This window comes from Streptomyces sp. NBC_01433, from assembly GCF_026340105.1.
In the GTDB taxonomy this organism is placed as follows: domain Bacteria; phylum Actinomycetota; class Actinomycetes; order Streptomycetales; family Streptomycetaceae; genus Streptomyces.
The window spans coordinates 5779235-5803304 of the sequence record NZ_JAPEPM010000001.1; the positions used below are offsets into that span (position 1 = coordinate 5779235).

The following is a 24070-nucleotide window of genomic DNA, read 5'->3' on the forward strand; positions in this document are numbered from 1 at the left end:
GGTACTGATCGCAACTGTCATGATGTGCCGATGCACGCGTCTCAGGGGAGAAGCGCCGGCCTGGGACTAGCCCTTGCCTCGGCCTTCGCATTCGGTGGTTCAGGGGTGGCGGCCAAGCCGCTGATCGAGGCCGGGCTCGACCCGCTGCATGTGGTGTGGCTACGGGTGGCGGGCGCCGCCCTCGTCATGCTGCCGGTCGCCTGGCGCCACCGGAACCTCGTGCGTGAACGGCCCGCTCTGCTGGCCGGGTTCGGCCTGCTCGCCGTCGCCGGTGTCCAGGCCTGCTACTTCGCCGCGATCTCCCGGATCCCCGTCGGTGTGGCGCTCCTGGTCGAGTACCTGGCTCCCGCCCTGGTTCTCGGCTGGGTCCGCTTCGTCCAGCGCAGAGCCGTCACCCGGGCCGCCGCGCTCGGCGTGATCCTCGCGGTCGGCGGTCTGGCCTGTGTCGTCGAGGTGTGGTCCGGACTGAGTTTCGACGCCGTCGGGCTGCTGCTCGCGCTCGGCGCCGCCTGCTGCCAGGTCGGCTACTTCGTCCTGTCGGACCAGGGCAGCCAGGACACCGCGAGCGGTGGCGGGAAGAGCGTCCCGCCACCGCATCCGGTCGGGGTCATCGCGTACGGACTGCTGATCGGTGCCGCTGTGCTCACCGTGGTCGCCCGGCCGTGGGGCATGGACTGGGCGATCCTCGGCGGGACCGCGGACATGAACGGGAACGCGGTCCCCGCGTGGCTGCTGCTCGGCTGGATCGTGCTGCTCGCCACCGTGCTCGCCTATGTCACCGGGGTGATCTCGGTGCGGCTGCTCTCCCCGCAGGTGGCGGGCGTCGTCGCCTGTCTGGAGGCGGTCATCGCGACCGTGCTCGCCTGGGTGCTGCTCGGTGAGCACCTCTCCGCACCGCAGCTCATCGGTGGCTCGGTCGTCCTGATCGGCGCGTTCATCGCACAGTCCTCGGCGCCCAAACCGCCCTCCGGGCCGGTCGCTTCGGCCGTCGCCCCGCCGGAGGGGGCCGTCGAGGGCACGGCCGAGGGGGAGTTGTCCGTGGGACGCACCTCGCCGTAGTGTGCCGAGCATGCATCTGACCGTGCTTCCGCCGCCTGCCGCCTAGCGCGGGCGGCCACTCCTGACGAAGACCGGGCTCGGGCAGTCCCCGAGCGGTTCGTCGCTGCCCGCGTGCGGAGTCGAGCGACCACCACCCCGTCCTCCTCTGGAGAAGTCACGTGTCGAACCCTGCTTCCGGCCTGCCCGTCGTTCCCGGCCTGCCCGTCGGGCGGAGCCTGCTGTACCTCGTCGTCGCCGGAGTCGCCTGGGGCACCGCCGGAGCGGCCGCCTCCCTGATCTTCCGGGTCAGTGATCTCGGGCCTCTCGCCCTGTCGTTCTGGCGCTGCGCCGGCGGCCTCGTCCTGCTGGCCGGAGCCCTGGCGCTGCGGCCACGCCGTACTCCCGGCCCTTCGGAGACCGGGCGCCGCCGGCTGCTGCGCATCCTCGGGACCGGGATCGGTCTCACCCTGTTCCAGAGCGCGTACTTCGCGGCCGTCGAGGTGACCGGCCTCGCGGTCGGGACCGTCGTCACCCTGGGGGCCGGGCCGGTCCTCATCGCCGTGGGCGCGCGGCTGACCATGGGCGAGCGCCTCGGCCGCGGCGGGCTGGCCGCGGTGACCGGTGCGCTCGCGGGACTGGCCGTGCTGGTCCTCGGCGGGGACGGTGCCGAGGTACGGCCGCTGGGCATCGCCCTGGCGCTGCTCTCCGCCGCCGGATACGCCGCGATCACCCTGCTGACCCGCTGGCTCGGGCGGGACGGCGGGGGCGGCGACGCACTCGCCACCAGTGCCTGGGCGTTCGGTATCGGTGCCGTGGGGCTGCTGCCGATGGCTGCCGCCGAGGGGCTCGTGCCGCACACCGCGGAAACCGGTCAGGTGCTGTGGCTGCTGGTGTACGTGGCCGCGGTGCCGACGGCGCTCGCGTACGCCCTGTACTTCGCCGGCGCCGCGGCGGTCCGGTCGGCGACCGTCTCCGTGATCATGCTCCTGGAGCCGGTGAGCGCGGCACTCATCGCCGTGACCGTGCTGCGGGAGCGGCTGACGGCGGCCACCGTCATCGGCACCCTGTTCCTGCTCACCGCGGTGGCGGGGCTCGCCGTGGCCGAGGCGCGCGGCGCGGCGGCCGGCCGCCGGAAGGCGGCCGTCACGGTGTGACCGCCGGGCCGTTGCCGCGCGGCGGGTCCGCGCTCCGGCGGGTCCGCCGCGCGTGACCGGCCGGGGCGAGCGGTCAGCGCGACAGGTACGCCGGCACCGCGATGGACGGGTCGAGATCGTCCGCCGGGACGGGCTCGGCGTACCCACGGGTGAGCGGGACGATGCCCGCCCAGTGGGGCAGCGCGACGTCGGCCGGTTCGTCGCCGGGGCCGCCGGTGCGCACCTTCGCGGAGACCTCGTCGAGGTCGAGCCGGATCACCGCCGTCGCGGCCAGTTCCTTCGCGTCGGCGGGCCGCGCGTCCCGCGACCTGCCGGGGACGACCTGGTCGACGATCGCGTCCAGCGCGATGCGCCGCTCCTCGGGGTCGGTCACCGTGACCGCCACCCCGTGGACCATCACGGAGCGGTAGTTCAGCGAGTGGTGGAAGGCGGACCGGGCCAGCACGAGCGCGTCGACATGCGTGACCGTGAGGCAGACCGGCAGACCGGGGTCCGCCCCGGCCGCCGCGCGCAGCGGCCGGGAGCCGGTCGAGCCGTGGACGTAGAGCCGTTCGCCGATCCGGCCGAACAGGGTCGGCAGCACGACCGGCGCACCGTCGCGGACGAAGCCCAGATGGCAGAGGTACGCCGCGTCCAGTATCGAGTGGACCAGCTCCCGGTCGTAGGAGGCCCGCTCCTTGCTCCGGGTGGGAACCGTGCGCTCGGTGGGCAGGTACGGGGTGGCGGCGTCCGGGCCCGTACTGTCGGGCGTTGCGATGTCCGGCATTGCGTACTCCATTGCACTAGTGCATAATGTAGTTTGTGCTAGGAGAGTATCGGATCAGTGGGCGGCGTGCATCGGAAATTGCCGCCAGTGTGGAGCGAGGAGTCGGCTCGGGAGATCTCGCGCCCGGTCAAGTGCTGCCCCCCATGAGGGAGTTGGCGGCGCTCCTTGAGGTGAACCCGAATACGGTGGCGGCCGCCTACCGGACCCTGCGCGAGCGAGGGGTGATCGAGACGGCGGGGCGCCGGGGGAGCCGGGTGCGACCGCGCCCGGCCAGTACCGCGCGCGGCTCACTGCGGATCGAAGCCCCACCGGGCGTACGCGACCTGGGGGAGGGCAACCCCGACCCGGCGCTGCTCCCGGATCTCGGCGAGGCGCTGGCCGTGTCCGCCGCCGCGTACGCGCGGCAGCCGGGTCTGTATGGCGAGGCGCCGGTGGTCGCGGAGTTCGCCGCGTTCGCGCGTGCCGCGATGGATGCCGACGGGGTGCCGCCGGGGCCGCTGGCCGTCACCTCGGGATCCCTGGACGCGATCGAGCGGGTGCTGTCCGCGCACCTCAGGGCGGGCGACGCGGTCGCGGTCGAGGATCCGGGGTGGGGCAGCCTGCTCGATCTCGTACCGGCGCTCGGGATGCGTGCCGTGCCGGTGGGCGTGGACGACGATGGCCCGTTGCCCGGGGACGTGGAGCGTGCCCTGCGGGCGGGTGCCAGGGCGCTCATCGTCACCGACCGGGCGCAGAACCCGACGGGTGCCGTGATCGGTGCGGAGCGGGCCGGGCAGCTGCGCACCGTGCTCGCGGGCCACCCCGGGGTGCTGCTGATCGAGGACGACCACGGGCACGCCATCGTCGATCTGCCGCTGCACCCGCTGGGCGCGGTCACGGACCACTGGGTGTTCGTACGGTCCGTGGCGAAGGCGTACGGCCCCGATCTGCGGGTCGCCGTGCTGACGGGCGACGCGGTGACCGTCGACCGGGTGGTGGGGCGGCTCGGCCTGGGGCCCGGCTGGGTCAGCAAGCTGTTGCAGCGGGCCGTGCTGCATCTGTGGACCTCGGGCGCCGTCGATCCGGCAACGGTCGCGGGGTCGTACGCGCAGCGCCGCGACGCCCTCGTGCGGGCGCTGGCGGAGCGGGGTGTGGAGGCGCACGGCCGCAGCGGGATGAACGTGTGGGTGCCGGTGAGCGACGAGACCGGAGCCGTGGCCCGGCTGTTGCGCGCGGGCTGGGCGGTGGCGCCGGGGGCGAGGTTCCGGCTGGCCGCGCCCCCGGCGGTGCGGCTCACCGTGTCGACGCTGACCGCGGCGGACATCGATCCGCTGGCGGACGCGGTGGCGGAAGCGGCGGGACCGGCGCGCCCGATCAGTTACGGCTGAGGGGTGGGGCGGCCGGTCGGCTGCGGGGCAGGGGGCCGGGGGCCGGTTACGGTGCGGCGGCACGGCCCGGTCGGCCGCGGCCGGGCCGTCGTGACGGACGGGTCGCCGCCGACCCGGCCCGGCTCTGTGTGAGAGCGGCGCCCGCGAGGACGATCAGGGCGCCGACCGGGGTGTTCCAGTTCAACTCCTCGCCGAGGAGGGCGACCCCGGCCGCGGTGGCGATCACCGGGATGAAGTAGGTGACCATCTGCGCGGTCGTCGGGCCGACCTCCGCCACCAGGCCGTACTGGAGCAGTACCGCGAGGCCCGTCCCGAGAGCGCCCAGCGCGACGACGGCGAGCGTCGGCAGAAGGGGGAAGGCCGTCGGTGAGGAGGTGAACAGCGGGGTCACCACGGCCAGTTGCAGCGTTCCGACGAACAGCTGGCTGCCGGTCAGGGCCAGCGTGGACGAACCCGTGCCGGCCAGCGTCCGGCGGACGTAGATCCAGCCGATCGGGTAGCTGAGGGAGGCCAGCAGAGCCATCGCCGTACCGCTGGGATCCAGGCCGGAGAACCCCTGCCACGCGCCGAGCACGGTCAGTACGCCGAGGAAGCCGAGGCCGAGGCCCACGACGCGGCGGCGGGTCGGCCGGTCCTCGGACAGCGCGACGATCGAGAGCGCCATGCCCCACAGCGGAGACGTCGCGTTGCAGATTCCGGCCAGCGTGGACGGAATGGTCGTTTCGGCATAGGCGAAGAGCGAGAACGGCAGCGCGTTGAGGAAGAACGCGGCGACGGTGAGATGGCCCCAGGTCCGTGCCGAACGGGGCAGCCGCTCGCGACGTACGGCCATGGCGACGGCGAGCACCGCCGTACCGGACAGCAGGCGGCCGAAGGTCACCTGGAACGGGGCGTAGGCATCGGTGCCCACCTTGATGAGCAGGAAGCTGAATCCCCAGATGAGCGAGAGCGCCCCGAACCTGATGCGCCAGTCGGTCACCGGCCGCCGGGCGGGCGTGGGCGTGGGTGCGGACGCGGGCGGGTGCTGGGGCGTGCGCGGGGGTGGCGGCGCGGCGCCCGTCGCCGGTGCACGGGGCGGCGCCGGTGCGGTCGGTGCGGTCGCCGGTTCGGAAGGGGCACTCATGGGGACAACGATGACGAAGTCAACAACGTAGGACAAGTGAAAGTTACTGGCCCCCTTCGCGTAGCATCGCTTACATGTTGAACCTGGAGCGCCTTCGTACGCTGGACGCCCTCGCCCGGCACGGCTCGGTGAGCGGAGCCGCCGGAGGACTGCACGTCACCACCTCCGCGGTCTCCCAGCAGATGGCCAAACTGGAACGCGAGGTGGGTCAGCGGCTCCTCGCCAGGAACGGCCGCGGGGTTCGCCTCACCGACGCGGGCCGACTGCTCGCCGACCATGCCGCGCGGATCCTGTCCCAGGTGGAGTTGGCCCAGTCGGACATCGAGGCCCAGCGGGGCGAGGTGGTGGGCGAGGTCAGGATCGCGGCCTTCCCGACCGCGGCGCGCGGGCTGCTCCCCGCGACGCTCACCGGGCTGCGCGCCGACCATCCGGAACTGAAGGTCAGGACAACGGAGCTGGAGCCGGAACACGGCATTCTGGCGGTGCTTCGCGGTGATGTCGACCTGGCCGTGGTGCTCGACTGGAGCAACAAGCGGCTGCCCGTGCCCGGCGGGCTGACCAAGGCCGAACTCCTCGATGACGCACCGGACATCGCCATGCCGGCCGGCCATCCGTTCGCGGACCGTGCCGAGGTGGCCCTGGCGGACTTCGCCGAGGACGAGTGGGTGTCCTGGCCCGAGGGCGAGTTCTGCTACGAATGGCTGATGTTCACCCTGCGCTCGGAGGGCATCGAGCCGCGAATCGCGCATCTGGCGGGCGAACACCACACCCAACTCGCCCTGGTGGACGCCGGGTTCGGTGTCTGTGTGGCGCCGCGTCTTGGGCGTGGCCCGGTGCCGGACGGTGTGCGGCTGGTGCCCGTACGGCAGACCGTGCGGCGGCACATCCACGTCGTGTGGCGGGCGGACGCCGACCGGCGCCCGTCGATCAGGGCGGCGGTCGAGGCGCTGCGCCGAGCGGGCCGGGCCGCGGAGGCCGCCGGGGAGCGGCACTGAGGACTGCCCCACCGTCCCTGGCGGGACGGCCCTCGGTCGGAACAGTCCTCGGGTGGGACGGCCCTCTGGGGCGGCCGTCCCCCTCCGGTGCCCGGTGTGCGGGACCCGTCAGCCGGTCAGCTTGCGGAAGTCCCAGGAAGTGACCGTGTCCGGCGTGAGCCGCAGCCAGGCGTGCCGCCCGTCGTGCGGCATGGCCTCCATGCCGAAGTACTTGGGCGGGAACAGCCCTTCCGGTACCTCCAGTTCGGCGCAGGCCGCACCGGTGCGAGGTGCCTCGCCCACGAACTCCGCCTCGCCGGACAGCTCCACGCCGCGCAGCTCCCCGTACTCCACCCCGTCGTCGACCACCACGGCGATCCGTGGGTCGTGACGCAGTTGGGCCCAGCGAAGGCTGCGGGTGAGGGAGTACAGCCAGAGCGAGGTGCCGTCCCAGACGAACCAGAGCGCCCCGGCATGCGGCCGTCCGTCGGCGGCGAGGGTGGCCACCCGGCAGGTGCGCTGCTCGGTCAGGTAGGCGTCGCGTTCGCCGTCCGTCATCATGATCCGGCGGCCTCGTCGCTGAGTGACGGCCATGGAGTGTCCCCTCCCAATGTCTGACTATGTGTCAGAAATCATGGGGGCTCTTCCCTCGTCGCGCAATGGCCGTTAGCCTCGCGCGCCCGGTCCGTCCGGGTGATTCCGTCCTTCACCGGGCCGGACAGCCGACAGGAAGCGAGGCACTGTGCCGTCCAAGGATTCGCGGGAGCGGCTCGCCGCGCAGCTCGACCCCGCCACCACCGCCCTGCTGACCGTCGAGTGCCAGCAGGGCGTCGTGGGCCGGAACAGCGCCCTGCCCGAACTCGCCCGAGCGGCCCGGTCCTCCGGCGCCCTGGCGAACGTGGCCAGGCTGGTCTCCGCGGCGCACGAGGCCGGTGTCCAGGTGGTGCACGCGGTCGCCGAACGCCGCCCCGACGGGCGCGGCTCCGGAGACAACGCCCGGCTCTTCCGGGCCGCCGCGCGGCTGCCCGTCCAGCAGTACTCCGGCAGTACGGCGGTGCGCGTCGCCGAACCCATCGAGGTGGCCGACGAGGACCTCGTCGTACGACGGCTGCACGGTCTGTCTCCCCTCGCCGGTACGGAGGTGGACGCGCTGCTCCGCAACCTGGGCTGCCGGACCCTCGTCATCACCGGGGTATCGGCCAATGTCGCCATTCCCAACGCCGTCTTCGACGCCGTGAATCTCGGCTACACGGCGGTCGTGCCGTCGGACGCCATCGCGGGGGTGCCCGCCGAATACACCCCCGCGATGATCCGCAACACGCTCGCCCTGGTCGCCACGATCACCACCACCGACGACGCGCTCGGCTGCTGGAAGCGCCGCCGCGGGCAGGAGGCGGCTGCGCCAGGGTGATCACGCCGTGGCGGCTATGCCAGGGTGATCGCGCCGTCCGCCACCGTGATCCGCCGGGTAGGCAACGGCCGCGTGGCGGGCCCGGCGGTCACAGCGCCCGTCGCGGAGTCGAACGCCGAATCGTGGCACGGGCAGTTGATGGAGCCGTTCGAGACATCCTTCACCGCGCAGCCCTGATGGGTGCACGTGGCGGAGAACGCCTTGAACTCACCGGCCTTGGGCTGTGTCACCACGACACCCTGCTTCGCGAACACCGTCCCGCCGCCCTCGGGAATGTCCGCGGTGTTCGCGAGGACCTCGCGGCTCTTTCCCGACCCGGCCTGTTCGACCGTGTCCGAACCCTCCGAGCCGTCCGATCCGCCGCACGCGGTGAGTGCGGCGGCCACTCCCGCCGCGCCCACCGCCGCGACGACGGTGCGGCGTCCGGGGAGGACCCGGCGCTCCTGCGATGCGCTCATTGCGGCATTCCCTTCATCGGTGTCCATGGCTTCGACCAGGGATACGTTCCGGTGGGCGTCCGCGTTCAAACCGCGCCCGGGAATCAGCCGGCCCGAGGATCGCCCCGTGCCTTGGTGGAACGACGTCGGCAACGTACCCGTTCGATGGCCCTTTCCGCCGTACGCTCGTCGCTGTCGTCCATCCGCCCCCTGTTCCAAGGAGCCTTCGTGGACCGAGAACCCGTGTTCGTGCTTGACCCCCGCGGCAGCGATCGTCACGGCGAGGACGCCGCCCTTCGTATCCGTGGCCCGTTGACCCGCGTCGATGTCCTCGGCGTGGAGGCATGGTCGATCAGCGACCCGGCGCTGTTGCGGCGACTGCTCCTGGACTCCCGGGTCTCCAAGGATGCCCGGCAGCACTGGCCCGCCTTCCCCGACAAGGTCGTCGGGGTCTGGGCGCTTGAGCTCTGGGTGGCGGTCGAGAACATGTTCACCGCCTACGGCGAGGAGCACAGACGGCTGCGGCGCACCATCGGACCGGCCTTCGCCGCCCGCCGGATCAACGCGCTGGCACCGGTCATCGAGCAGCTCACCGCGGAGCTCCTGGACGCCCTCGCTACCACCCCGCCCGGTGAGCCGGCCGACCTGCGGGAGCGCTTTGCCTACCCACTGCCCATCGGGGTGATCAGTCATCTCGCCGGCCTTCCGGAATCCGTCCGGCCGCGGTTCCGCCGCACCGTCGACGTGATCTTCTCCACCAGCCACAGTCCCGAGGAGACCACCGCCGCGGTGCAGGACCTGTACGCGCTCCTCACCGACCTCATCGCCACCAAGCGGGCCGCGCCCGGTCACGACCTCACCTCGGCGCTCATCGCCGCCAGGGACACGGAAGGCGACGGATCGGCCCTGACCGAGGCCGAACTCCGCGACACCCTGTTGCTGGTGATCAACGCCGGATTCGAGACCACCGTCAACCTCCTGGACCAGGCCATCACCGCGCTCCTCACCCACCCCGGGCAGCTCGCCCACATCCGCGCGGGACGCGTGGGCTGGAAGGACGTGGTCGAGGAATCACTCCGCCACGAAGCCCCGCTCGCCCATCTGCCGATGCGCTTCGCCGTGGAGGACATCCCCCTCCCCGAACACGGAACGACCATCCGGAGGGGCGACGCCATCCTCCCCTCGTACGCCGCCGCCAACCGGCACCCGGACCTGCACGGCCCCGGCGCCGACGACTTCGACACCACACGGAGCGACAAGACACACTTCTCATTCGGTTACGGGATGCACCTCTGCCTCGGGGCCGCCCTCGGCCGCCTCGAAGCCGAAATCGCCCTGCGCGCCCTCTTCGAACGCTTCCCGCGACTTGCCCTCGCCGTACCACCGCACCAGCTCCACCCCAAGCCGAGTTTCATCTCCAACGGCCACAGCGAGCTGCCCGCCGTCATCCACCCGCAGGAGACCGCCCCTTCCGGCTGAGCGAAGCGAGGGGCCCCGGGCGTACCGTCATCGACGGAATCCTGGGGAGCCGGAGGAGTAACGTGCCGGTGGAAACTGCCCAGATTCTCCCCAGGGCCGGCGGGGGTGAGACCGCCTGGCTGTACGGTGCGCCCCGGCCTGCCGATTCGCGGGGATCCGCGCCGTATAGCCTGGGGAAATGCTGACAGAAGTCACGGCGACCCGCTATGTCACGCCCCTGCGTGAGGGCGGTTCGCTCCCGGGGATCGTTGAGGCCGACGACCTCGGTACCTATGTCATGAAGTTCACCGGCGCGGGGCAGGGCCGCAAGACCCTGGTCGCGGAGGTCATCTGCGGGGAGCTCGGCCGACGGCTGGGGCTGCGCGTTCCCGAACTCGTGACCATTCAGCTCGACCCCGTGATCGGGCTCGCCGAGCCGGATCAGGAGGTGCAGGAGCTGCTCAAGGCGAGCGGCGGACTGAATCTCGGGATGGACTATCTGCCCGGCTCGCTCGGGTTCGACCCGCTCGCCTACGAGGTCGATCCGGCGGAGGCCGGCCGGATCGTCTGGTTCGACGCGCTGATCAACAACGTCGACCGGTCGTGGCGGAACCCCAACATGCTGGTCTGGCACGCCGATGCCTGGCTCATCGACCACGGCGCGACCATGATCTGGCACCACAACTGGCCGGGCGCCGAGGCGTCGGCGGCCAAGCCGTACAACGCCTCCGACCATGTCCTCGCGTCCTTCGGGCCGGACATCGCCGCCGCCCACCGCGAGCTGGCCCCGCTCGTCACCGAGGAGCTGCTCACCGAGGTGGCCGCCGACGTGCCCGACGCGTGGCTGACCGACGAGCCCGGCTTCGGCTCGACCGACGAGCTGCGCCGGGCCTATGTGCGGCCGTTGCTGGCGCGCGCCACCACGATCCATCGGCGGATCACGCTGGACGCCCCCACCAGGACCACCCCCTCCCGGGCTCCGGGGTGGCTCGCCGAACGCCTCACCCCCCGGCCGCACCCCACGAAGAACGACCGCGCGGCGCAGGGCGTCGCCGGTCCGGACGACGCCGCGCGCGGCGGCAAGGAGAACGGCCGATGAGCAAGCGCGATGTCTTCGAGTACGCGCTGCTGCGGGTCGTCCCGAGGGTCGAGCGCGGCGAGTGCTTCAACGCCGGTGTGCTGGTGTACTGCCGGGCCCGGTCCTTCGTCGCGGCCCGCACGTACCTCGACGAGAGCAAGCTGAAGGCGCTGGACCCGCACGCCGATGTGGTCGGGGTGCGGGCAGCCCTGCGGGCGGTCGAGGGGGTCTGCGGAGGCGGCGACGATGCCGGGCAGGCGGCGGGCGACGATGCCGGGCGGCGCTTCCGCTGGCTGATCGCGCCACGCTCCACGGTCGTCCAGCCGGGCGCCGTGCACAGTGGTCTCACGCTGGATCCGGCGGGCGAGGTCGACCGGCTGCTCGACCTGCTGGTGCGCTGATCCGGCCCCCGGCGGCGGCGTCCGGGCGGTGTCCGGCGCCGCGTCGCCGGGTGTGACATGCGGCCACTGCGCCCGTGGGCCGTTGACACCGGGTGCCAGGGCTTCTAGCGTCACGTCTGCTGAAGGTACTAAGCGGTTGCTCAGTCATCGGGATTCTGCTGTCAGGGAATGTTCCAGGAGTGTCCCGACGTCCGCTGAGCCGCGATCCAAGGGCGAGGAGAACCAAGCATGTCCACCACCGAGCAGCGCGTCGCCATCGTGACAGGAGCGGCGCGGGGCATTGGCGCCGCGACCGCCGTACGCCTGGCGGCCGAGGGCCGCGCCGTCGCCGTACTCGATCTCGACGAGGCGGCCTGCGAGGACACGGTCGAACAGATCACCGCCGCCGGGGGGAGCGCCCTCGCCGTCGCCTGCGATGTGTCGGACAGCGCCCAGGTGGAGGCCGCCGTCGCGCGGGTGGCCGCCGAGCTCGGCGCCCCGACGATTCTCGTCAACAACGCGGGCGTGCTCCGCGACAACCTGCTCTTCAAGATGAGTGAGCTGGACTGGGACCTCGTGATGAACGTGCACCTCAAGGGCGCGTTCCTGATGGCGAAGGCCGTCCAGTCGCACATGGTGGAGGCCAAGTTCGGCCGCATCGTGTCCCTGTCCTCCTCCTCGGCCCTCGGCAACCGCGGGCAGGCGAACTACTCGGCCGTCAAGGCGGGCCTCCAGGGCTTCACCAAGACCCTCGCCAAGGAGCTCGGAAAGTTCGGCGTCACCGCCAACGCCGTCGCCCCGGGCTTCATCGTCACCGAGATGACCGCGCAGACCGCGGCCCGGGTCGGCATGGGCTTCGAGGAGTTCCAGGCCGCCGCGGCCACCCAGATCCCGGTGCAGCGCGTCGGCCGCCCCGAGGACATCGCCAACGCCATCGCCTTCTTCACGGGCGACGACGCCGGGTTCGTCTCCGGGCAGGTCATGTACGTCGCCGGTGGACCCCTCAACTGACCCGAAGGGCAACGGACATCATGACTGTGCAGGACAGTGGCAAGGTCGCCCTCATCACGGGCGCCAGCCGGGGCATCGGCTACGGCATCGCCGAGGCGCTGGTCGCCCGCGGCGACCGGGTGTGCATCACGGGCCGCGGTGAGGACGCCCTCAAGGAGGCCGTCGAACGGCTCGGCTCCGGCCGGGCGATCGGCATCGCGGGCAAGGCCCACGACGAGGCCCACCAGGCGGCGGCCGTCGAGCGTGCCATGGAGGCGTTCGGCCGGGTCGACTTCCTCGTCAACAACGCCGGTACGAACCCGGTCTTCGGCTCGATCGCCGAGCTCGACCTCAATGTCGCCCGCAAGGTGTACGAGACCAATGTGATCTCGGCGCTCGGCTTCGCCCAGCAGACCTGGAAGGCGTGGCAGAAGGAGAACGGCGGGGCGATCGTCAACATCGCCTCCGTCGCCGGTATCTCCGCCTCGCCCTTCATCGGCGCCTACGGCATGAGCAAGGCGGCCATGGTCAATCTGACCCTTCAGCTGGCCCACGAGTTCGCGCCGGCCGTCCGGGTCAACGCGATCGCTCCGGCCGTGGTCAAGACCAAGTTCGCCCAGGCTCTCTACGAGGGCCGTGAGGCCGAGGCGGCCGCGGCCTATCCGCTCGGCCGGCTCGGGGTCCCGCAGGACATCGGCGGCGCGGCGGCCTTCCTCACCTCCGAGCAGTCCGACTGGATCACCGGACAGACCCTCGTGGTCGACGGCGGCATCTTCCTGAACGCGGGCGTGGGCTGAGAGCGGCCTGCGCCGGTTTGGCCCCGATTGACTCAAGTGCCCCGCCGGGTCAGCGGATTGACCCGGTGGGGCGCTGCGGTATGGTCTGCCGACCCATGGCTGATCGAGGAGCGTGCGCGTGTTCTACCGGGCCAGTCTGCAGGCTGCTGCAGCCCTTGCTTCCCTGTCTTTGCTGGCGGGCTGCGGTCTGCTGTCCGGCAGCGAGTCGGACACGGACCAGAAGATAGTCGTCGGTTCGACGAGCTCGCCCTCGACCCTGGATCCGGCGGCCGCCTGGGACAACTCGTGGGAACTGATGCGGAACGTGTTCCAGACACTGGTGAGTTTCCCCACCGGCACCACGATTCCGGAGCCCGACGCCGCCGACAACTGCAAGTTCACCGACTCCACGAGCATGGCCTACCGCTGCACGCTCCGTAAGAATCTCAAATTCTCCAACGGCGAGAAGCTCGACGCCGAGGCCGTGAAGTACAGCATCGACCGGATCGTGAACATCAAGGTCAAGGGCGGCCCGGTCGGCATGCTCGGCTCCCTCGACCGGGTGGAGACCAAGGGCGACGACACCGTCATCTTCCACCTGAACACCTCCGACGCCACCTTCCCCTTCATCCTGGCCACCCCCGCGATGTCGATCGTCGCGCCCGGTGACTACCCGAAGGACAAGATCCGCGACGACGGCAAGGTCACCGGATCCGGCCCGTACCTCCTGGACTCCTACAAGCCCGCGGTCACGTCGGAGATGACGAAGAACCCTGATTACCGGGGCTTCGCCAACCGTAAGAACAACGCGGTCACCGTGCGGTACTTCAAGGAATCCACCCGGATGGTGACCGCCCTCAAGAAGAAGAAGATCGACGCCATCTACCGGGGTCTCACCGCCGACGAAGTCGTCAGCCTGGAGGACAACCAGGAGGACAACGACGGCCTGCAGATCGTCGAGACGGTCGGCGCGGACATCCGCTTCCTCGTCTTCAACCCGAAGGACCCGGCCGCCGGAAAGCCCGCGGTCCGCAAGGCCATCGCCCGCCTCGTGAACCGGGACGCCCTGGTCGCCAAGGTCTACCAGGGCACCGCCGAGCCGCTGTACTCCATGGTGCCCAAGGGCATCGCCGGACACACCACGAGCTTCTTCGACACCTTCGGCGACCCGAACGTGACGAAGGCGAAGGACATTCTGACCGAGGCGGGTATCACCGAGCCCGTCAAGATGACCTTCTGGTACACCACCGACCGCTACGGCTCCGCCACGAAGCCCGAGTTCGAGGAGCTCAAGCGCCAGCTGGAGGACTCCGGCCTCTTCGAGATCACGCTGAAGGGCGAGCCGTGGACGACCTTCCAGGAGGGCTTCACCAAGGGGAAGTATCCCGTCTTCGGCCGAGGCTGGTTCCCGGACTTCCCGGACCCCGACAACTTCATCGCGCCCTTCGTGGGCAAGGAGAGCGTCACCGGGACCCCGTACCTGAACAAGGAGATCACCCAGCAGCTGATCCCCGCCACCCGGCAGGAGAGCGACCGGGGCGCGGTCAGCCAGCAGTTCGAACGGGCCCAGGAGATCCTGGTGGAGGACGTCCGGCTGCTGCCCCTGTGGCAGGGCAAGCTGTACGTCGCGTCCGGCGAGGACATCGGCGGCGGTGAGCGCGCACTGGACCCGCAGACCGTCATGCAGCTGTGGGAGCTGTACCGCAAGACCAGCTGGTAGGGCTCGCGGGGGCGTTGTCAGTGGTCCCCGGTAGGTTCTGTGGTCAAGAACCGATTGCTTACCGGAGGTTGTGGACGTGACCGACACCGACCTGCTGCCCGAGTCCTGGCGCGGCGTCCTCGGCGAAGAGCTGCAGAAGCCGTACGTCAAGGAGCTCGCGGACTTCGTCGAGGAAGAGCGGGCCAAGGGGCCGGTGTATCCGCCGCGCGAGCAGGTCTTCGCCGCGCTGGACGCCACCCCGTACGACCGGGTGAAGGTCCTCATCCTCGGCCAGGACCCGTACCACGGCGAGGGCCAGGGGCACGGACTGTGCTTCTCCGTGCGGCCGGGCGTGAAGACGCCGCCCTCGCTGCGCAACATCTACAAGGAGATGAAGGAGGAGCTCGGCCTGCCCGTCCCGGACAACGGGTATCTGATGCCCTGGGCCGAGCAGGGAGTCCTCCTGCTGAACGCCGTGCTGACGGTACGGGCCGGAGAGGCCAACTCGCACAAGGGCAAGGGCTGGGAGAAGATCACCGACGCGGTGATCCGCGCGGTGGCCTCGCGGCCGGACCCGGCGGTCTTCGTGCTCTGGGGCAATTACGCGCAGAAGAAGCTGCCGCTGATCGACGAGGAGCGCCATGTGGTGGTGAAGGGCGCCCACCCCTCGCCGCTCTCCGCCAAGAAGTTCTTCGGCTCCCGTCCCTTCACCCAGATCAACGAGGCCGTCGCCGCCCAGGGGCACGAGGCCATCGACTGGCGCATCCCCGACCTGGGCTGACTGCGGCGCCCGGCCGACAGGCCGGGCCCGCGCCCGAGCGGGAGTGACGGCCGAGGCCGGGAGATGTGCCGTCATCCCGATGGATCACGGGCCCGGTCATCCTCGTGGATCAGGACCCCGCCATCCCCGGTGGATCGGCGCGCGGCGGCGGATACGGTGCGTCGGAAGGCGGAGGAACGTCCGCATACTGGATGTATGGGGCGTTTCGACAACGCCGCGAGTCGCCGTAGCTGTCGCCGCGCGCCCGCCGGGGCTCGCGGTACACCCCTTTGGCGTCGGCACGACCGCAACCGGCTGTACGGGCACGAGGGAGAGCGCAGTGATGGAGCAGCAAGAGGCGTCCCCGGACGCCGTCATGACCAGGATCGGCCAGGCGATCATGCTGCTCCACGGCGGCGACCGGGAAGAGGCGCGCAATCGCTTCGCCGTCATCTGGTCGGAGATCGGTGAGGGTGGCGACGCCCTCCACCGCTGCACCCTCGCGCACTACATGGCCGATACGCAGGACGACCCGGCGGATGAACTGGCCTGGGATCTACGGGCGTTGACGGCCGCGGACGGGCTGAGCGACGAGCGGGTCGCGGAGCACCAGGACTCCCTGGCGGTGCGGGCCTTCTACCCCTCCCTGCATCTCAACCTCGCGGCGGACTATCTGAAGCTCCAGCGCCCCGATACGGCCCGGACCCATCTGCACCGGGCCAGGGCGGCGGCCGAAGTGCTCCCGGACAGCGGGTACGGCACAGGGGTCCGCACGGCCATCGAGCGGCTGGAGCTGCGGATGCGGCAGCCGTGAATCCCTGGGGCCCACCGGCCGGAAACCGGTGGGCCCCAGGGATTCGATGGGTGGGGGCGAACGTGGGGGACGTGGACGTGGATGTGGATGTGGACGGGGCGTGGGTAGGCGCGGGGGCTCAGCCGCCGTACGTCTGCTGACAGATGGTGGACTGGGGGCTGCCCGCAGGCCAGCCCCCGTACCCCCGGCCGAGCGCGCAGACACCCGCGCCGGTGGCGGGGGTACGCGGTACCGCACGCGGCTCGGGCCGCGGGACGCGCGGCAACTGGAGCGGGGCGCGCTGCCCGGGCGGGTCCGCGGCCTCCCGCTGCCGCGGTGCGACGCGCGGGGTGCCGGGCGGCGCCCCGGTGGAGGCGTCGGAAGGGGGAGCGGCGGCGGAGGGGGAGGGCGTCGGGTCCGGGAGAGCTTCCAGGGCCTCGCGGGCGGGTGGCTGCATGATCTGCGGTGCCACGTCCTGGACCGGTCTGCCGACGCCGGGCCGCGGCGGGAGTTCCGCCGACGGCTCCACCGACACACAGCCGGAGACGGCCGTGACAGCCACTCCGACCAGGATCTTCGCGGTGATTCTCGTTCGATGCACCTGGGCAACTCTGCTGTGCGCGGAGGCCGTCCGGGGAGCCGGTGCGCCAGGATTGGCCCGCACGAGTGACCCCGCAGGCCCGGAACCACCGGGCCGAGGGGCCGTGGACGTCAGACGCCGGTGGCGCCGTCGACCCGTTCGCGGACGAGGTCGGCGTGGCCGTTGTGCCGGGCGTACTCCTCGATCATGTGCGTGTAGATCCACCGGAGGTTGAACGTCTCGCCGCTGCGGCTCAGCCCCACGGACATCTCGTCGAGGCCGACCTTCGCCGCGTTCTCCCGTGCCTGCGCGATCTCCGCGCGCCAGGTGACCTCCGCCTCCGCCCAGGTGTCCGCCTCGGTGAGATGGAACTCGGCGTCCGGGTCCTCGTCGGTGCCGTAGATCGGCGCCGCGTCCTCGCCCGTCAGCACGCTACGGAACCAGCCGCGCTCCACCTCGGCCATGTGCCGGACGAGCCCGAGCAGCGTGAATTCCGACGGCGGCACGGACGCCTCCCGCAGCTGGGCGTCGGTGAGCCCGGCGCACTTCGTCGCGAGCGTCTCGCGGTGGTAGTCGAGCCAGCCCTCCAGCATGGGGCGTTCGGCGGCGTCGGTGGCGGGTTCGGAGCGTTCAGGAGCGGTCATGACCGTCATCCTCGCTCATCGATCATGGCTCCGGCCAGGCCATTTCGTGGCCGCGCCTCGCGCAGGCCGCACAGGCGGCCCGGCGAAACGGGTACCCGTTCGGGCTGGGGCGGCATCGCCGACCGGCCGCCGTCGTGGCGCACGTATGCTGCCGGAACCACGTCAGGCATATGACACAGCGATAGGGGATTCTTGTGAAGGTCGGTTGCATCGGGCTCGGCGACATCGCGCGGAAGGCATATCTGCCGGTGCTGACCACGCTGCCGGGGATCGAGCTGCATCTGCAGACCCGCACCCCCGCCACGCTCGCCGCAGTCGCCGAGACGCACCGGATTCCGGCCGGGCAGTGCCACACCTCCCTCGACTCGCTGCTTGCCCAGGGACTCGACGCCGCCTTCGTGCACGCCCCGACCTCGGTGCATCCGGAGATCGTCGGCCGGCTCCTGGAAGCCGGTGTACCCACGTACGTCGACAAGCCGCTCGCCTATGAACTCGCCGGTTCCGAGCGGCTGGTGAGCCTCGCCGAGGAGCGCGGAACCAGCCTCGCCGTCGGCTTCAACCGCAGGCTGGCCCCCGGCTACGCGCAGTGCCTGGAGCACCCGCGCGAACTGATCCTGATGCAGAAGAACCGCGTCGGTCTGCCCGAGGACCCGCGGACCATGGTGCTGGACGACTTCATCCATGTCGTCGACACGCTCCGCTTCCTGGTCCCCGGCCCCGTCGACCACACGTCCGTACGGGCCCGGATCGTCGACGGTCTGATGCACCATGTCGTGCTCCAGCTGTCCGGCGACGGGTTCACCGCCATCGGCCTGATGAACCGGCTCAGCGGATCGACCGAGGAGATCCTCGAAGTCTCCGGCCAGGACACCAAGCGCCAGGTGGTGAACCTCGCGGAAATCATCGATCACAAGGGCCAGCCCACCGTGCGCCGGCGCGGCGACTGGGTGCCGGTCGCCCGGCAGCGCGGCATCGAGCAGAGCGTGCTGACGTTCCTGGACGCCGTACGGGCCGGGGAGACGCTCAGTGCCCGGGACGCTCTGGCGACCCATGAGCTGTGCGAGCGAGTGGTGCGGGAGTCGCTGGAGCAGGCTTCCTGAGGGACCGCAGCCCCTCGGCGGCGAGCAGGGCCGCCAGTGCCGCCAGCGCGCCGTACACCGGCCAGTCGCCGAAACGGACGTAGAGGGTGGTGCCGCGGGCGAGCGGTACGTCGAAGGCGGCGGCCGCGCTCGAACCCGTACCGAGCTGCCCGCCCACCCGCTCGCCCCGCGGCCCGTACACCGCACTGGTGCCGGTCAGCGTCGCGTGCACCATCGGACGGCCGTTCTCGGCGGCCCGCAGCGCCCCGAGCGAGGCGTGCTGGCCGGGCGCCCAGCTGTGCTGGAACGAGGACGTCGACGACTGGGCGATCAGCAGCCCCGCACCGTCCCGGGTCAGCTGCCTGCTCATGTCGGGGAACGCCGACTCGAAGCACACCAGAGGGCCGAACCGCAGCCCCCGCTCGCCCGGCAGGGTCATCACCACCGGCCGGGTGCCGCGCAGCCGGTCCTGGCCCGCCGCCTTGCCGACCGAGGTCGCCCAGCCGAGCGCCGCACGTGCCGGGACGTACTCGCCGAACGGCACCAGCCGCATCTTGTCGTAGCGGTCCCCGGTGGGCCCGTCCGGGCCGATCAGCACCGCGGACTTGAAGATCCCGGTCCGGCCCGACGCGTCCGTCTGCCGGGCGTCCACATTCACCAGCACCTCGGCACCCACCAGCCGCGAGAGCGCCGCGAGCCGCGCCGCGGTTTCCGGACTCCTCAGCGGATCCACGCCGACGCTGCTCTCGCCCCACACCACGAGATCGAGATCCCGGCCCGCCAGCGAACGCGTCAGCTCCTCACTACGCGCGAAACGGCGCCCCACACTGCCGGGACCCTCCACCACACCCGGTTGCACGACGGCGATCCGGGCCGTCGCGACGGACTCCGGCCGCGGCGCCCAGCTCCACATCGCCGCCACGGCGAGGGCGCAGGTCACGAGGCAGACCACGGCGGCGGCGCGGGCGGCGGGCGCGACGAGCAGCAGAACGACGCCGGTGTTGACCGCCAGTACCAGCAGGCTCACCAGCCACACGCCGCCCACCGACGCCACCCGGAGCGCAGGGGCGAACTCCCACTGGGAGGCGCCGAGAAGCCCCCAGGGGCCGCCGAGTCCCTCCCAGGAGCGGACCAGCTCGATCATCAGCCAGCCGGACGGTACGAGGACGACCGCGGCCACCGAACGCGAAGCGGACGGGTCGCCGCCGAGCAGCCGGGACACCAGCGGCCCCCACGGGGCCCAGAGCAGCCCGAGCAACGCCGCCAGGACCACGATGAACACATGCAGGCTCGGCATCAGCCAGTGATGCACGGCGATCATGAAACCGGTGCCGCCGATCCAGGCGTCCAGCACCGCGCGCCGTGGCGTCGACGCCGACCGGATCAGCAGCAGCAGGGGTACCAGCGCGACATAGGCGAACCACCAGAGCCCCGGCGCGGGGAAGGCGAGGGCGGGCAGGGCACCGGCGAGCAGCGCGGCGCCGCCGCGCCCCCACGGGGACGCCAGAAGTCGCCGGCCCGCTTCACGCGGACCGCCCGGGGCCCGCGCGGCAGGGGTGGTACCGGTCGGAACGTGCCCGTCCCGAATCCGCATGGCGTGCCCTCCTCGTCCTGCCCCGCGCGAGCAGTGTGTTCGCGCCGGACAACGTCTTCGTGCCCAGTGTGAGGGAGGGGAACCGGAGGCGACAGGGCACCCGGCCGCGGCGCGCCGCCGTCCGGGCGGCGCGGGATGGGCGGGACGGCCGGCGCGGGATGGGCGGCGCGGCGAGGGGGACTCAGGCCGGGACGGAGCCACCCGGCGTACGTCGCCACTTCTCGTGGACGACGACGGAACGGATCCGCCAGCCCGGCTCCGTACGCAGCAGCTCGAAGCTGTACCGGCCGCCGGAGACGAAGTCCGGTGCGGTGTCCCCGCCCTCGGCCGTGCCGGGACGCGACCCCGCCACCAGTCGCATCGGGTTGAGGTAGTCGGCCTGTACGTCGGCCCGGTCGCCCGGATAGCCGCCGAGATCCTGGAGGCCGATGCGGCGGTTGACGATCAGATGCTGCCGGACGGGGAAGAGTCGCATCGTTTCCGTCAGCCACTGAGCGACCTCGGTGGCCGGGCCCTCCACGCCGCCCGCTTCCCGGTAGTCGGCACGGCCGTCCGGGGTGAACAGGTCGCCGTAGCCGGGCCAGTCGCCGTCGTCGACCGCCACCGCATATCCAGTGATCACTGCATCGATGGCGAGCTGGTCCATTACGGTCGCGAGAGCCACACGCTGCGTCATTGGCCAAGTCTCTGTCAAGACGCGCGTGAGGCCAAGGGCTCCGCGCTGTCGGTCACTCGGGCGGGCCGGGTATCCGGCCCGACGCTCGCGCCGTTGCCGCCCCGCCGCTCGCTCCGCTCCCAGCCCCGCGACCCGTTGTCAGCAGGGGACGACGGCCACCGGCCCCAGCGCGTGCGTGACCGTCGTCTGTGCCACCGGCGACAGGCCCAGACCCAGCGACTCACCACCCTTGCGACGCCCGATCACGGTCAGCGCCGCCGTGGCCGACGCGGTCACCAGGGTGCGCGAAGCGGAACCGCTCACCGGCTCGCGTACGACGTCCACCCGCGGGTACTTCTCGTGACGGCCCGCCGTGAGCTCCGCGAGGGTCCGCTCCGCCGCGCCCGCCGCGGCCTCCCGGTCGAAGACGGGGCCGCCCGAGAGCATCGAGGAGAACATCGTCCACCCGTGCACGATCCGCAGGCGTGCGCCCGGACGGGAGGCGGCGGTCTCGAAGGCGAAGTCCAGCACCGCCTCGCTGCTCTCGTCGGCGGCCACCCCCGCCACGATGTCGGGGAAGGCGGTCTCGGCGGCCTCCGCCTCGTCCTCGTCCGCGCGACCGCTGTGGACGACCACGACGGGGCACGGGGCCATCGACGCGGTCGCCAGGCTGTTGGAGCCGATCATCAGCGAGCGGAATCCGCCGAGCCCGCGCGAACCCACCACCACCATCGAGGCGTCCCGGCCGAGCGAGACCAGCGCGGCCGACGGGAAGTCCAGCGGGGCGAGGGTGGAGGGATGCAGCTCAGGAGCGATCAGCGTGGTCCGGCGTACGGACTCGGTGAGCAGTTCCTCGGCCTCGCGCCGCTGGGTCTCCTGACTGATCCGCCGGGTGAGTGGCCGGACGTGCACGACCGTCAGCGGCAGCCCTCGCCGCACGGCTTCGTGGGTGGCCCAGTCGAGCGCGTCCCAACTGTGCGACGAACCGTCCACAGCGGCGATGACGGGAAGCTCGGTGGTGGTCATGAATCCCTCCAGGGTCCGGGTCCTGCACGTCCCAGCCTTGTCCTCGCCGGCGCGGAACGGGAGGGACTTTCGGCCCTGACAGCGGGTCGGAAGCCCTCACCCCGTGCAGTGTGTCCCGGCCGGGTGCCCCTATGTCCCCGGACGGCGCCTTTGTCTCGGGACAGAGCCTTCTCGTACGCTACGGCCGGTCGGCGTCCGGCGCCCCGGCGAGGCGTGTCGGTCGTGAATGGCGAGGCGGGTCAGTCGTGGTTGTGACTGGAGGACGTGTCGTCCGGCGGCACGGTCCGGCCGCCGTCACTCCCGCTGACCACGACGGCGACGAGGGCCACGAGGACCCCGGCCACGACGAGCCGGCCGCCCAGGCGCAGGGCCCAGCCCGTTCGGGACCCCGAGGAGTCGCCGGGCCGCGCGGACAGCTTCTCCGAGCGGCGGGCGGGCCGCAGCAGCCGTAGGAGCAACAGCGCCGCGATCGGCAGCTGGAGGAGCCACACGGAGGTGCGGAACCAGCCGTCGTACCAGACGTTCGTCCCGTACAGCAGGGTGTGCCAGACGCTCAGGACGTAGACGACGATCACGCAGCGGTGCAGGATGCGCCAGGTCCTGGGGCCGATGCGGTGCCTCACGTAGAAGAGCAGGCCCAGCGGTACCGCGAGGTACAGGGCCGCCTGCCCCACGGGGATGGCGATCCGCCCGGTGCCCGAGTCGTAGCCGCCCGGTACGAAGGCTTCCGTGAGGGCGGTGGCGAGTGCCGAGTTCCAGCCCGCCGTGTCGTGCCGTACCAGTTCCGCGGCGAACAGCAGCGCGTGGGCCGCGATGAGCGCGATCGTGTTGAGGCTCGTCGTGCGGTGCAGGCGCTCCAGCCGGGGGCCCGACAGTGGCAGGCGTCCCGGGCGCGGGCCCGACAGCAGCAGTCCGAGGATGACCGTCCCCCATGCCCAGAGCAGTGCGGACCAGCCGAACGCCTGGCTGAGGAAGTACATCCAGAAGCCGCCCACGTCGGCCATGAACGGCATGACGGAGACCGTCGAGGAGGACTTGTCGCGGATCCGGACGTAGAGCACGGCGAAGACGGCCGCGGTCACCGCGAGGGCGACCAGGCCGTCGGGCAAGGAGGCGCGCAGGTCGGAGCGGAGCATGGGGCGTGGCTGCCGGGTGCCGGGAGCGGTGCCGGGGTCCTCGACGGGTGCGGGTGCCGCCGTGTCGGCCGGTGCGGGTGCGGGTGCGGCGGTGTCGGCCGGCTCTGGTGCGGGGGGCGGGTTCGTCATGCGGCCTCTTCGGGGACGTCGGCTGGCGGGCGGATGCGTGTCCTCGGCCACGAGGTCGGCGCACACGCGTTGTTGGAGCAGTCGGGGAGAAGGGGATGAAAGTTCCCCACACGCATGTGTGACATGGATCACTGATCGCAGGTGTCATCCGATATCCGGTGAACCAGCGCTATTTCCAAATCTGTAGGTCTTCTCGCGGGGGCGGGTGACGCTGGCACGATGGCCGCCATGAGAGGCGGAACCGCCCCCCGCGCAGTACGGACCGTGGTGTTCGCGGCCGTGTGCGTCGCGGTGTCCGGACTCGGGCATGCGCTCATGTCCGGGGGGTCCCTGCCGCTGCTCGGCCTGGCCTTCGCCTTTCTGCTGGTGTGCGGCGGCGGGTGGTGGCTGGCGGGCCGCGAGCGCAGCGCCCCGGTGACCGTGACGGCGAGCGCCGTCGGCCAGTTGTCGTTGCACACCTTCTTCTCCTCGGTGCAGCCCTGCCTGCCGGGCATCGTGGGCCCGGACGGCCGCGGGGGCTCCGGTCACCCGTCCGGCGTCATGACGCACTCGGCCCATGACGCGATGGCCGGGACACCCGCCGACGCCATGACCCTGGCGGCCTTCGACGGCTCCGCGCTCGGCACGGGCATGGTGGCGGCCCACGTGATCGCCGGACTGCTCTGCGGCTGGTGGCTGTGGGGCGGCGAGGCGGCGCTCGTCCAACTCGGCCGCTCCCTGGCCCTGTTCGTGTGCGCCCCACTGCGGGCCGCCTGGCGGCTCTGGTGCGCCGGAGCCGACCGCACCCCGGTGACACGGTGGCGGACCCGCCGCAGGCCGGGGCGCCGCCTTCAGGACCTCCTCGCGCTGCACGGACTGTCCCGCCGGGGACCGCCCCTTCGCGTCCGCACCCACTGACCTTCACCCGCCCCTGGGCCCGATCCGGGCCGGGGTGGCCCAGGTGCGCGCCCGTGACACGGGTGAACACCTGTGACAGGCATGCCGATCTGCCGGGACGCCGACATCGCCCGGAGGCCGGTCACG

General features: G+C 71.7%; 25 protein-coding genes. 15 read left to right on the forward strand and 10 right to left on the reverse strand.

Annotation, left to right across the window (positions count from 1 at the left end):
• The first annotated feature begins 30 nt into the window (after positions 1–30).
• Together OG413_RS25885 and OG413_RS25890 are read left to right on the forward strand one after the other, a co-directional pair.
• Complete coding sequence (locus OG413_RS25885; protein ID WP_266809179.1) at positions 31–1059, forward strand: DMT family transporter; 1029 nt, start codon at positions 31–33, stop codon at positions 1057–1059.
• 158 nt (positions 1060–1217) lie between these two features.
• Positions 1218–2192 carry a DMT family transporter gene (locus tag OG413_RS25890; protein ID WP_266809181.1) on the forward strand — a complete coding sequence of 325 codons (975 nt, stop codon included), beginning with the start codon at positions 1218–1220 and terminating at the stop codon, positions 2190–2192.
• Between the two features lie 73 nt (positions 2193–2265).
• On the opposite strand, the gene OG413_RS25895 is transcribed toward OG413_RS25890, so the two are convergent.
• Positions 2266–2958, reverse strand: a complete 693-nt coding sequence (locus OG413_RS25895; RefSeq protein WP_266809183.1) for a pyridoxamine 5'-phosphate oxidase family protein — start codon at positions 2956–2958, stop codon at positions 2266–2268.
• A 35-nt stretch (positions 2959–2993) separates the two neighbouring features.
• Here OG413_RS25895 and OG413_RS25900 point away from each other — a divergent pair, with 35 nt between their 5' ends.
• On the forward strand, positions 2994–4325 hold the full coding sequence (locus OG413_RS25900; RefSeq protein ID WP_266809185.1) for an aminotransferase class I/II-fold pyridoxal phosphate-dependent enzyme: 1332 nt from the start codon (positions 2994–2996) through the stop codon (positions 4323–4325).
• Between the two features lie 46 nt (positions 4326–4371).
• On the opposite strand, the gene OG413_RS25905 is transcribed toward OG413_RS25900, so the two are convergent.
• Positions 4372–5448: a DMT family transporter gene (locus OG413_RS25905; RefSeq protein ID WP_266809187.1), complete on the reverse strand. Its 1077-nt coding sequence runs from the start codon at positions 5446–5448 to the stop codon at positions 4372–4374.
• A 74-nt stretch (positions 5449–5522) separates the two neighbouring features.
• Between OG413_RS25905 and OG413_RS25910 the strand changes: the two genes are divergently transcribed.
• The gene (locus tag OG413_RS25910) at positions 5523–6443 is read left to right on the forward strand and encodes a LysR family transcriptional regulator (protein WP_266809189.1); all 921 of its coding nucleotides are present in this window, start codon (positions 5523–5525) and stop codon (positions 6441–6443) included.
• Between the two features lie 108 nt (positions 6444–6551).
• Here OG413_RS25910 and OG413_RS25915 read toward each other — a convergent pair whose 3' ends face one another.
• Positions 6552–7016, reverse strand: coding sequence for a pyridoxamine 5'-phosphate oxidase family protein (locus OG413_RS25915; RefSeq protein WP_266809191.1), 465 nt, complete (start codon positions 7014–7016; stop codon positions 6552–6554).
• A gap of 148 nt (positions 7017–7164) precedes the next feature.
• Here OG413_RS25915 and OG413_RS25920 point away from each other — a divergent pair, with 148 nt between their 5' ends.
• A complete protein-coding gene (locus OG413_RS25920) occupies positions 7165–7833 on the forward strand; it encodes a cysteine hydrolase (protein ID WP_266809193.1) in 669 nt (222 codons plus the stop codon).
• Positions 7834–7847: 14 nt separating this feature from the next.
• Here OG413_RS25920 and OG413_RS25925 read toward each other — a convergent pair whose 3' ends face one another.
• On the reverse strand, positions 7848–8291 hold the full coding sequence (locus OG413_RS25925; RefSeq protein WP_266809195.1) for a Rieske (2Fe-2S) protein: 444 nt from the start codon (positions 8289–8291) through the stop codon (positions 7848–7850).
• A 207-nt stretch (positions 8292–8498) separates the two neighbouring features.
• Here OG413_RS25925 and OG413_RS25930 point away from each other — a divergent pair, with 207 nt between their 5' ends.
• From OG413_RS25930 to OG413_RS25965, 8 genes are all read left to right on the forward strand, one after another.
• Positions 8499–9749: a cytochrome P450 gene (locus OG413_RS25930; RefSeq protein WP_266809197.1), complete on the forward strand. Its 1251-nt coding sequence runs from the start codon at positions 8499–8501 to the stop codon at positions 9747–9749.
• A 178-nt stretch (positions 9750–9927) separates the two neighbouring features.
• Positions 9928–10827, forward strand: a complete 900-nt coding sequence (locus OG413_RS25935) for a HipA family kinase (protein ID WP_266809199.1) — start codon at positions 9928–9930, stop codon at positions 10825–10827.
• Positions 10824–11207 (forward strand): DUF3037 domain-containing protein, encoded by a 384-nt coding sequence (locus OG413_RS25940; RefSeq protein WP_266809201.1) that lies wholly within the window; start codon positions 10824–10826, stop codon positions 11205–11207. The genes OG413_RS25935 and OG413_RS25940 overlap by 4 nt, the downstream gene beginning before the upstream one ends.
• 228 nt (positions 11208–11435) lie before the next feature.
• Positions 11436–12197 (forward strand): 3-oxoacyl-ACP reductase FabG, encoded by a 762-nt coding sequence (gene fabG, locus OG413_RS25945; RefSeq protein WP_266809203.1) that lies wholly within the window; start codon positions 11436–11438, stop codon positions 12195–12197.
• A gap of 20 nt (positions 12198–12217) precedes the next feature.
• Positions 12218–12973, forward strand: a complete 756-nt coding sequence (locus OG413_RS25950) for an SDR family oxidoreductase (RefSeq protein WP_266809205.1) — start codon at positions 12218–12220, stop codon at positions 12971–12973.
• 118 nt (positions 12974–13091) lie between these two features.
• Positions 13092–14672 carry an ABC transporter substrate-binding protein gene (locus tag OG413_RS25955; RefSeq protein ID WP_266809207.1) on the forward strand — a complete coding sequence of 527 codons (1581 nt, stop codon included), beginning with the start codon at positions 13092–13094 and terminating at the stop codon, positions 14670–14672.
• 76 nt (positions 14673–14748) lie between these two features.
• Positions 14749–15432 (forward strand): uracil-DNA glycosylase, encoded by a 684-nt coding sequence (locus tag OG413_RS25960; protein WP_073719026.1) that lies wholly within the window; start codon positions 14749–14751, stop codon positions 15430–15432.
• Positions 15433–15751: 319 nt separating this feature from the next.
• Positions 15752–16225, forward strand: coding sequence for a hypothetical protein (locus OG413_RS25965; protein ID WP_266809209.1), 474 nt, complete (start codon positions 15752–15754; stop codon positions 16223–16225).
• A 118-nt stretch (positions 16226–16343) separates the two neighbouring features.
• On the opposite strand, the gene OG413_RS25970 is transcribed toward OG413_RS25965, so the two are convergent.
• Both OG413_RS25970 and OG413_RS25975 read right to left on the reverse strand, forming a co-directional pair.
• Entirely contained in the window at positions 16344–16805 is a 462-nt protein-coding gene (locus tag OG413_RS25970) for a hypothetical protein (protein ID WP_266809211.1), read from the reverse strand.
• Between the two features lie 110 nt (positions 16806–16915).
• A complete protein-coding gene (locus OG413_RS25975) occupies positions 16916–17428 on the reverse strand; it encodes a DinB family protein (protein ID WP_266809213.1) in 513 nt (170 codons plus the stop codon).
• 194 nt (positions 17429–17622) lie between these two features.
• Between OG413_RS25975 and OG413_RS25980 the strand changes: the two genes are divergently transcribed.
• Positions 17623–18528, forward strand: a complete 906-nt coding sequence (locus OG413_RS25980; RefSeq protein WP_266809215.1) for a Gfo/Idh/MocA family protein — start codon at positions 17623–17625, stop codon at positions 18526–18528.
• On the opposite strand, the gene lnt is transcribed toward OG413_RS25980, so the two are convergent.
• From lnt to OG413_RS26000, 4 genes are all read right to left on the reverse strand, one after another.
• The gene (lnt, locus tag OG413_RS25985) at positions 18452–20101 is read right to left on the reverse strand and encodes an apolipoprotein N-acyltransferase (RefSeq protein ID WP_266809217.1); all 1650 of its coding nucleotides are present in this window, start codon (positions 20099–20101) and stop codon (positions 18452–18454) included. The two genes, OG413_RS25980 and lnt, sit on opposite strands and share 77 nt — an antisense overlap.
• A 181-nt stretch (positions 20102–20282) precedes the next feature.
• The gene (locus tag OG413_RS25990; RefSeq protein WP_266809219.1) at positions 20283–20777 is read right to left on the reverse strand and encodes a nuclear transport factor 2 family protein; all 495 of its coding nucleotides are present in this window, start codon (positions 20775–20777) and stop codon (positions 20283–20285) included.
• A 138-nt stretch (positions 20778–20915) separates the two neighbouring features.
• Entirely contained in the window at positions 20916–21782 is an 867-nt protein-coding gene (locus OG413_RS25995; protein WP_266809221.1) for a universal stress protein, read from the reverse strand.
• Between the two features lie 239 nt (positions 21783–22021).
• Complete coding sequence (locus tag OG413_RS26000; RefSeq protein ID WP_266809223.1) at positions 22022–23047, reverse strand: ferric reductase-like transmembrane domain-containing protein; 1026 nt, start codon at positions 23045–23047, stop codon at positions 22022–22024.
• Positions 23048–23266: 219 nt separating this feature from the next.
• On the opposite strand from OG413_RS26000, the gene OG413_RS26005 reads away from it, so the two are divergent.
• A complete protein-coding gene (locus OG413_RS26005; RefSeq protein ID WP_323137897.1) occupies positions 23267–23944 on the forward strand; it encodes a hypothetical protein in 678 nt (225 codons plus the stop codon).
• Positions 23945–24070 lie beyond the last annotated feature (126 nt).